This is a genomic window from Micromonospora sp. NPDC049049 (assembly GCF_040649115.1).
Lineage (GTDB): Bacteria > Actinomycetota > Actinomycetes > Mycobacteriales > Micromonosporaceae > Micromonospora.
Genome location: NZ_JBEZEX010000005.1, coordinates 268,758 through 275,439 on the forward strand (window position 1 = coordinate 268,758; position 6,682 = coordinate 275,439).

The 6,682-nt window shown below is 69.4% G+C and carries 4 protein-coding genes; 1 reads left to right on the plus strand and 3 read right to left on the minus strand.

Translation table 11 applies throughout. The features are described 5' to 3' along the window. Positions 1-93 precede the first annotated feature (93 nt). Entirely contained in the window at positions 94-1,653 is a 1,560-nt protein-coding gene (locus AB0B68_RS08440; protein ID WP_357195979.1) for an OFA family MFS transporter, read from the plus strand. 89 nt (positions 1,654-1,742) lie between these two features. Here AB0B68_RS08440 and nrfD read toward each other — a convergent pair whose 3' ends face one another. The 3 genes from nrfD to fdh all read right to left on the minus strand — a co-directional run. Next, positions 1,743-2,708, minus strand: a complete 966-nt coding sequence (gene nrfD / locus AB0B68_RS08445; RefSeq protein ID WP_357258617.1) for an NrfD/PsrC family molybdoenzyme membrane anchor subunit — start codon at positions 2,706-2,708, stop codon at positions 1,743-1,745. Further along, entirely contained in the window at positions 2,705-3,748 is a 1,044-nt protein-coding gene (locus tag AB0B68_RS08450) for a 4Fe-4S dicluster domain-containing protein (protein ID WP_357258620.1), read from the minus strand. The genes nrfD and AB0B68_RS08450 overlap by 4 nt, the downstream gene beginning before the upstream one ends. 3 nt (positions 3,749-3,751) lie before the next feature. Next, positions 3,752-6,682 (minus strand): formate dehydrogenase (gene fdh, locus AB0B68_RS08455; protein ID WP_357258623.1); only part of this gene is annotated, 2,931 nt, incomplete at its 5' end.

Here is a 6,682-nt window from a genome sequence, read left to right on the forward strand (position 1 = left end):
CGCCTCCGTACCCGCGTTTTGCGGTAATGACAGGCCGTGAACTCACCGACACGTAACGTGAGGATGCAGCCGTAGGAGGTGTGGACGATGCCCATGCTGTCGGTATTCGATCCTCGGCACACTGTCGCTCCCCCGGGATACAGCCGCTGGCTCATCCCGACCGCAGCACTGGCCGTGCACGTGTGCATCGGCCAAGTCTACGCGACAAGTGTCTACAAGAACTCCCTCATCGCGCACTTCGACGTCAGCCAGACGGCGATCGGGGCGATCTTCAGCATCGCCATCGTCATGCTGGGCTCGTCGGCGGCGGTCGGTGGACGTTGGGTGGAGCGGAACGGACCGCGCCGGGCGATGTTCGTCTCGGCGTGCTTCTGGGCCGTCGGGTTCCTGGTCGGCGCGCTCGGCATCGCGACCCAGCAGCTGTGGCTGCTCTATCTCGGGTACGGCGTCATCGGCGGTATCGGGCTCGGTATCGGTTACATCTCGCCCGTCTCCACGCTGATCAAGTGGTTCCCGGACCGCCCGGGCCTCGCCACCGGGCTGGCCATCATGGGGTTCGGCGGCGGTGCCCTGGTCGCCGGTCCGCTCGCGCGCCAACTGCTCTCCCTCTACGACTCCGGCTACAACCCCAACAATCCGGCCGCCGTAGCGTCCGGCCACGCCCTCGTGGCACTCTTCGTCACGTTCGGCATCGGCTATTTCGTGATCATGATGTTCGGCCCGTTCAACGTCCGGGTTCCGGCACCGGACTGGCGACCCGCCGGGTTCGACCCAGCGAGCGTCGCCGCCCGACCCCTGGTGACCACGGCGAGCGTGTCCGTGTCGAACGCCGTGCGTACCCGGTCGTTCTGGTTGCTGTGGATCGTGCTGTTCTGCAACGTCACAGCGGGCATCGGCATCCTGGAGCAGGCAAGCCCGATGATCCAGGACTTCTTCCGGGACAACGGGACCGCCACCACGGTCTCGGTGACGGCGGCTGCCGGTTTCGTGGGGGTGCTGTCGCTGTTCAACATGGCAGGGCGGTTCGTCTGGTCGACAACGTCCGACCTCATCGGCCGCAAGCCCATCTACATGGTCTACCTCGGCGTCGGCATGGTGTTGTACCTGCTGCTCGCCGTCGCGGGCCACTCCGCGACCGCGGTCTTCGTCCTCATCGCCGCCGCGATCATCTCCTTCTACGGCGGTGGCTTCGCCACCATGCCCGCCTACCTGCGTGACCTGTTCGGCACCTTCCAGGTCGGGGCCATCCACGGCCGGATCCTCACCGCCTGGTCGGCAGCGGGCGTCGCGGGCCCGCTGATCGTCAACGGGATCCTCGACACGCAGGGCAAGCCCGGCACGCTCACCGCGGCGGCGTACCGGCCCGCGCTGTTCACCATGGTCGGCATCCTCGCCATCGGGTTCATCGCGAACCTGCTGGTGCGTTCCGTGCCCGAACGGTTCCACGAACCGGACCGAGGACCGACCTCGCCCGTGGCGAAGGCCACCGTCACCGAGCCGGTCGCGCTCGGGCGGGACAGCCAACCGCCCGCGCCGCCGCACGTCGGTAACCAGACCGGGCGGCTCTGGTTGTCGTGGCTGCTGGTCGCGGTACTCCTCGGGTACGGCATCATCCAGACCGCGATCACCGCCGCGAAGCTGTTCACCGGCTGACGCGGGCGGCCCGTCGCGGGCCGGACCTGCTGCAATCGCAACGGAAAGGCGCCCCTCGAGAGGGGCGCCTTTCCGTTGCGCCGATACGCTCAGGGACGGGTCGCCGACCGCCCCTCGGCGAGCCGCTCCCGTTGTGGCACGACCGTGTACTTCGGATCGCGGGCCGACACCCGGCCCGCCTCGAACACGCCGAACCTGGTGGCCACCGACGATGCCACGAGGGCGGCGCCGGAGATCGCCGCCAGCACCCGGCTGCGTCGGCTGAACAGCGCGGCGACGGTGCCCACGCCGAGCAGCACGTCACCCGCACGGACCAGACGACCGCTGCGACCCTGCCGGTAGGGCTCACCGGTCAGGCCCAACCGCTCCATCCGGCGACCGCCGAGGTACTTGATGGTCGCCGCGACGACGGCGAGTCGCCGCAGCGGAGCGGTCTGGGCGGCGGGCGCCGCGATGAGGCCGACCCCGGTGGCGGCGGCGAGCGCGCTGCCACCGAAGACGAACGGCAGATAGGGGTACGCCTCGTGCCAGGCAGGTACGGCGGTGTCGGCGAGCAGCACCCCGGTGTACGTGGCCAGCGCCGGGGCGGTGGCAGCCGCGGCCAGCCCGGCGATGTCGCCGACGGGTGGTGCCAGCCGGCGGGCGAGGCCGAGAACACCGTGCTCGGGGAGCAGCGGCGCCAGCTCGGCGACCGCGGCCACACCGGCGGCCGGGCCGAACACGGCGAGGATCCAGGTGCCGACCGACATCGGCGACGTCACCTTGACCACCCGGAGCATGTGATGGAAGCGGGCCGGCCGGCCTAGGTCGTGGACCAGCAGGTACGTACTGGCGGCGACACCGCCGAGGGCCGTCCAACGGCCCACAGTGCACAGCCCTGGTCGTCCGGTCAGTTGGGCGGCCCCGCCGATCAGTGCGCCTCCAGCGGCGAGACCTCCGGTGAACAGGTAACCGGCGATGTCGTACTTCCACACCGGCGGCTTCAACACCGGCCGGCCGTAGTAGGAGGCGAAGTTGGCCGGCGGCACCGTGAGCTGCTCACCGCCGCGGGTCATGACCGCCTGCCCAGGAATGCGACAACAGTGGCGGCGGTCATCGCCAGGGCGGCCAGGCCGGCGCGCTTCCACATGGCCGGCAGGTCGCGGGTGGTCACGATCGGGTCCGGTGGCAACCCGTACACCTCCGGCTCGTCCAACAGGAGGAAGAACGCCCCGTCACCACCGACCCCGTCGTTCGGGTCGTGCCCGTACAACCTCGCCTCCGGCACGCCCCGCTCATGCAGCTTCGCCACCCGCGCGGCGGCCCGCTCCCGCAACTCGTCCAGAGCGCCGTACTGGATCGACTCCGTCGGACACGCCTGCGCACACGCAGGGGTCATGCCCGCGCCCAACCGGTCGTAGCACAGCGTGCACTTCCACGCCCGGCCATCGGCCTTGCGTTGATCGATGACCCCGTACGGGCAGGCGGAGATGCAGTAACCGCAGCCGTTGCAGATGTCCTCCTGCACCACCACAGTGCCGAACTCCGTCCGGAACAGGGAACCTGTCGGGCAGACATCCAGGCAGGCCGCGTGGGTGCAGTGCTTGCACACGTCCGACATCATCAACCAGCGAAAATCCGTCCGCCCCTCCGCGCCCGAACCCCTCCCCGGCGGCTGCGCACCCGGCATCCCCAGGAACTCCGGTCCGCCCGACATGCGGGCCGCCGCACCGGGCGAGCCGGTGGGCAGGCCGGGGTCCGTTCCGGTGTCGGTGCTGGTACGCGCGCCGGCCGCCGCCGTCACCGGGCTGATCGCCGGCCCGTCCGGGTCCCCCGCGAACGCCGGAGTCGCCCAGCCGGCCGAACGGGGCTGCTCGACGAACGCGACGTGCCGCCACGAGTTCGCTGTCAACGCGCCGGTGTTGTCGTACGACATGCCCAGCAGGTCGAGCCCACTCTCGGGGACGCCGTTCCACTCCTTGCAGGCCACCTCGCACGCTTTGCAGCCGATGCAGACGCTGGTGTCGGTGAAGAACCCCATCCGCGGCGGCGCGTTCTCGTAGCCGGCGTCCGGTGCGGGGTCCAGCGGCCCGTACAGGGCGTTGGCGTGGGGCATGGGTCAGAGCTCCTGGTCCGGGCCGCTGTCGGCGGAGTCGGTCGTGACCTGCGGTGGATAGTGCGGGCTCAGGTCGCCGGACCGTCGTCGGTAGTCGACGACGAGTTCCTGCAGCTCCAGGCCCCTGGGCCGGCGGCCGGGTCGCACGTCGCAGGTGCCGACCTTGCTCTCCTGGATCAGCACGTTCGGGTCCAGGCTGATGCCGAACAGGTCGTTGGCCGAGTCGCCGGTGACCAGGCCCTCGAAACCGAAGTGGTACGGCAACCACACCTGGTGGATGATCCGACCGTCCACCCGCAGCGGGGTGAGCCGGTCGGTCACCAGCACCCGTGCCTCGATCGCCGCACGGGCGGTGACCAGGTGCGCCCAACCCAGGTGGGTGAGACCACGTTCGGCCGCCAACTCCGGCGACACCTCGACGAACATCTCGGGTTGCAGCTCCGCGAGGGGTGAGACCATCCGGCTCATCGCACCGGCGGTGTGGTGCTCGGTGAGTCGGCTGACAGTGAACACGTACGGGAACACCTGGCTGTACGGTTCCGGCGGGCTCGGGTTGAGCGTGTTGATCGGGTGGGTGTAGACCTTGCGGGTCGGGTTGGCCTGCTGTCGGTAGAGCGGGTTGCGCACCGGCGACTCGACCGGCTCGTAGTGGGTGGGCATCGGCCCGTCGAGCACACCGGTGGGCGCGTACAGCCAGCCTTTGCCGTCTCCCTGGAGGATGAACGGGTCGTCGCCGGCGATGCCCGCCACGCCCGAGGCGTCGCGCGCCGGTCGGTAGGACGGCGGTTTGGTCTTCTCGAAGTCCGGCACGTCGTAGCCGGTCCACTCGCTCTTGTCCGCGTCCCACCAGACGTAGCGTTTGCGCTCGGACCACGGGTTGCCGTCCGGGTCGGCGGAGGCACGGTTGTAGAGGATGCGCCGGTTGGCCGGCCACGCCCAACCCCACTCGGGTGCCACCAGGGACTGCTCCGAGCCGGGTTTGCGGCGGGCCGCCTGGTTGACACCGTCGGCGTACACCCCGGTGTAGATCCAGCAACCGCCGACGGTGGATCCGTCGTCCTTCATCTCGGTGAACGACGCCAGCGGCCGGCCGGTGGCCACGACGTACCCGTTGATCTCGCGCAGCACCGCCTCGGCGCTGGGCTCGGCGTTCGGGCCGTGCGTGGGGTAGTCCCAGGCGAGGTCGAGCAGCGCACGGTCGCGCGGCTTCGTCGACGTCGCCAGCCGTTCCCGGATGACGCGGCCGAGGTGGTAGAAGAACCACAGCTCGGAGCGGGCGTCGCCTGGCGGTTCGACGGCCTTCTCCCGCCACTGCAACAGCCGTTGGGTCTGGGTGAAGGTGCCCTCCTTCTCCACGTGGGAGGCGGCCGGTAGGAAGAACACCTCGGTGCGGCACCCCTCAGGGGCGATCTCGCCGGTTTCGATCTCCGGCGCGTTCTTCCAGAACGTGGCGCTCTCGATCTCGAACAGGTCGCGGACCACGAGCCAGTCGAGGTTGGCCATGCCGAGACGCTGCGCCCGGCCGTGCGCCGAACCGACCGCCGGGTTCTGCCCGAGCAGGAAATAGCCCTTGATCTTGCCGTCGATCATGTCGAGCACCTGCTGGTAGGTGCCGTGGTCGCCGGTCATCCGCGGCAGGTACCCGTAGCAGTAGTCGTTGTCGGCGGTGGCGGCGTCACCCCAGTACGCCTTGAGCAGGTTGACGCCGTAGGTGCGGGCGTTGCCCCAGAAACCCTTCTGCCCGGGGTGCGCGATGCTGTCCACCCACTCGTCCAGGGTCGGGTGTTCGGCGTGGTGCGGCATCGGCAGGTAACCGGGCAGCAGGTTGAACAGCGTCGGGATGTCGGTGGACCCCTGGATGCTGGCGTGCCCGCGCAGGGCCATCACCCCGCCACCCGGGCGGCCCATGTTGCCCAGCAGGAGCTGGATGATCGCGCCGGTGCGGATGTACTGCACGCCGACGCTGTGCTGCGTCCAGCCCACCGAGTAGACGAGCATGCCGGTCCGGTCCCGGCCGGAGTTCTCCGTCCACGCCCGAGCCAGTTCGAGGAACTTCTCCTGCGGGACGCCGCAGACCCGTTCCACCATCTCGGGGGTGTAGCGGGCGAAGTGTCGCTTGAGGATCTGGTAGACGCAGCGCGGGTGCTGCAACGTCTCGTCACGTTCGGTCTCGCCGCCAACCGGCGCGCCGTGCGACTCGTTCTCCAGCCCGGACGCCGTCTCCCGCTGCGTCTCGCTGTCGCGGGTCGTCTGGTCCTGCGGGTGGCCCTCGTACCGCCAGCTGGCCTGGTCGTAGGTGGCGTTGTCGTCGTTGAAGCCGGAGAAGAGGCCGTGCATGTCCTCGGTGTCGGCGTACTCCTCGGTCACGATCGTCGCGGCGTTGGTGTAGGCGACGACGTACTCCCGGAAGTCCAACTCGTTGTCGAGGATGTAGCGCACCACCCCACCGAGCAGCGCGATGTCCGTGCCCGCCCGGATCGGCAGGTACGAGTCAGCCAGCGCGCTGGTGCGGGTGAACCGCGGATCGACGTGGAAGACCTTCGCGCCTCGACGCTTGGCCTCCATCACCCACTGGAAACCCACCGGGTGTGCTTCGGCCATGTTCGAACCCTGGATGACGATGACGTCGGAGTTCGACAGGTCCTGCTGGTACTGGGTGGCGCCGCCACGACCGAAGCTGGTCCCCAGACCGGGGACGGTGGAGGAGTGTCAAATGCGGGCCTGGTTCTCGATCTGCAGCGCCCCCATCGCGGTGAACAACTTCTTGATGAGGTAGTTCTCCTCGTTGTCCAGCGTCGCCCCACCCAGGCTGGAGATGCCCAGCGTCCGGTTGAGCGGTCGACCCTCGGCGTCGACGTCCTCCCAGGTCTCGTCCCGGGCGGCCAGGACCCGATCGGCGATCATGTTCAGCGCCGTGTCGAGGTCGAGGTCCTC

Bases quoted from the DNA above. Each gene is read 5' to 3' on its own strand.
- nrfD (WP_357258617.1), bottom strand. From the start codon at position 2,708: ATGACCCGCGGCGGTGAGCAGCTCACGGTGCCGCCGGCCAACTTCGCC.
- AB0B68_RS08450 (WP_357258620.1), bottom strand. From the start codon at position 3,748: ATGCCCCACGCCAACGCCCTGTACGGGCCGCTGGACCCCGCACCGGAC.
- AB0B68_RS08440 (WP_357195979.1), top strand. From the start codon at position 94: ATGCTGTCGGTATTCGATCCTCGGCACACTGTCGCTCCCCCGGGATAC.